Consider the following 2,137-nt stretch of genomic DNA (forward strand, 5'->3'; position numbering starts at 1 on the left):
AACCATGGACGCAGCCGAGCTCTCGCTCGTGCCGAAGCCGAGCGTCAGCGACGCGCAGGCATGAGCTTTGTAGGAGACCGATCGCATGGCCATCCAGGCCCGGTTCCGGAGCGTGACACGGGACCTACCTATTCCCCACCCATGGGATTTGTCGACTTACCTCGACGACGTCGCGGCCTACCGCGGCCGGAGCATCAGCTTGCTGCCGATCGACACCGCGCTGCTCGCGGGCACCGGTTGCGGCACGGGCAGCGGCCTGTGGATCGCCAAGCAGGACAGCGACGTCATCGTCTACGGGGCCGACACCACCGAATGGCACGCCGAGCACATCATCGTGCACGAGCTGGGGCACATGCTGCTGGGACACGGCCCGGAGCAGCCCGATCCCGCCGAGCGGTCCGCGAGCACACCGACCGTGGCCGCGATCGCCGAGCTGCTGCCCTCGATCTCGCCGGAGTCCATCGCGCACGTGCTCGGACGCACCGATTACGGCACGCTGCGCGAGCGCGACGCGGAAACCTTCGCCGACATGGTGATGCTGCACGCCATGCGCCCCCCGCGCCGCGACTCCCTGCTACACCGCACGTTCTTCCGCGACCGCAGGCGGTGACCTCGCCGATCCCGGCGCCGATCGCGATACCGCTGAGCGCCTTCATCGCGGTGGTGGTCATCGGGCGGCTCGTGGGCGACATCAACTCGGATCTGCGGGGGCTTCTCGCGCTGGCACGCCGCTGGCCGAGGGCGAAAAAGGCGTTCCAACGCAAATCTCCGGGCATCCAGCCGGTGAGCTGAACACCCGGAGAGTCGGCAAAGACGGGTGTCGTCAGGCGAGCCTGATGAGGCCGTAATCGAAGGCGTGGCGGCGGTAGACCACCGAGGGCCGATCGGTCTCCTTGTCCTGGAACAGGAAGAAGTCGTGACCGACGAGTTCCATCTGATAGAGCGCGTCATCGACGGTCATCGGCGTGGCCGCGTGCACCTTGGTGCGCACGATATGGCCGGGACCTTCGGCGTAATCCTGCTCCTGCGCTTCCGCACGCTGCTCCTGCGTGGCGCTCGCCCCGCGGGGCTGCTCGAACAGCGACTCGTCCACCAGGTCCGCTGTGGCCTGAGCGACGGAGACCGGCGTCTTGTCGCCGTAGTGCACCCGGCGGCGGTCCTTGGTGCGACGCAGCCGGCTCTCCAGCTTCGCCGTCACGGACTCGAATGCGGCGTAGAAGCTATCCGCGCGGGCCTCCGCCCGGACCACGGGACCCTTTCCGCGCGCGGTGATTTCGACGCGCTGGCAGCTCTTTCGCTGGCGGCGGTTGCGCTCGTGGAACAGCTCCACGTCGAAGAGGAACATCGAGGGGTCGAAGCGTTCTAATCGGGAGAGTTTTTCCGCGACGTAAATTCGAAAATGGTCAGGCACCTCCACGTTGCGGCCCTTCACCACAATGTCGGCGCGCATCGCTCGCTGGCGTTCCGCTGGGGGTTGCTCTGGCGCTTCCTGGGTGCCGGAATCCAGCACTGACGGAGCGGGATCTTTCACTGAAGGTCGTGAAGAAGTCGTCACGCGTACCTCCCGGATCTGGCCGCACAGACCGATTCACGTGCGGCGGGATTGAGCAGTGCCGATCGACAATCGCTCGGCACAAGTTGTCCGAGGCGCCACCTCCAAACTCCCGGTTCGGGTGTGTGTTCGCGACGCTAGTACGCCAACCGGCCGATCGCCAGTGTTCACGCAAATTTCCCCCCGGTCACGCAGCGCACGTAACTAAAACGCCACGTGCCGGCAATCCGATCAGTGTCAATGCGCGTACCGCTTCGCGGGCCGTCGCGCCGGTGGTCAGCACGTCGTCGACGATCACCACCTCGGCGTTCGCCGGAACTCCCCGGTCAGCGCCACGACCGGGTACGGTGGTGACCCGCCCGTCCAAGTTGCGCGCCCGCTCCGCGGGCGTCAAGCCCACCGAATCACGCACCCCCGGCGCCAGCCGCAACAGGGATACCACTCGGCTATCCGGCAGCCATCGCGCGGCTACCCGTGCCGAACGCAGCACCGGATCGCCGCCTCTGCGCCGTGCCGCCACGGCCCTGCTCGGCGCGGGCACCAGCACCAGCGGCCGCCCTGCCGACCGAAGCGCGGCGAGCCCGC

4 protein-coding genes are annotated in these 2,137 nt (G+C 67.5%); 2 read left to right on the forward strand and 2 right to left on the reverse strand.

Translation table 11 applies throughout. The features are described 5' to 3' along the window. The first annotated feature begins 148 nt into the window (after window positions 1-148). A complete protein-coding gene (locus NA4_RS32200; RefSeq protein WP_245671689.1) occupies window positions 149-610 on the forward strand; it encodes a hypothetical protein in 462 nt (153 codons plus the stop codon). Then, the gene (locus NA4_RS32205) at window positions 607-792 is read left to right on the forward strand and encodes a hypothetical protein (RefSeq protein ID WP_067478815.1); all 186 of its coding nucleotides are present in this window, start codon (window positions 607-609) and stop codon (window positions 790-792) included. Before NA4_RS32200 ends, NA4_RS32205 begins: the two co-directional genes overlap by 4 nt. A 31-nt stretch (window positions 793-823) precedes the next feature. Here NA4_RS32205 and hpf read toward each other — a convergent pair whose 3' ends face one another. Together hpf and NA4_RS41700 are read right to left on the reverse strand one after the other, a co-directional pair. Next, window positions 824-1,450 carry a ribosome hibernation-promoting factor, HPF/YfiA family gene (gene hpf, locus NA4_RS32210; protein WP_084497660.1) on the reverse strand — a complete coding sequence of 209 codons (627 nt, stop codon included), beginning with the start codon at window positions 1,448-1,450 and terminating at the stop codon, window positions 824-826. A gap of 289 nt (window positions 1,451-1,739) precedes the next feature. Next, window positions 1,740-2,137 (reverse strand): type I phosphoribosyltransferase (locus NA4_RS41700; RefSeq protein ID WP_169811158.1); only part of this gene is annotated, 398 nt, incomplete at its 5' end.

This window comes from Nocardia amamiensis NBRC 102102 (assembly GCF_001612745.1).
Lineage (GTDB): Bacteria > Actinomycetota > Actinomycetes > Mycobacteriales > Mycobacteriaceae > Nocardia > Nocardia amamiensis.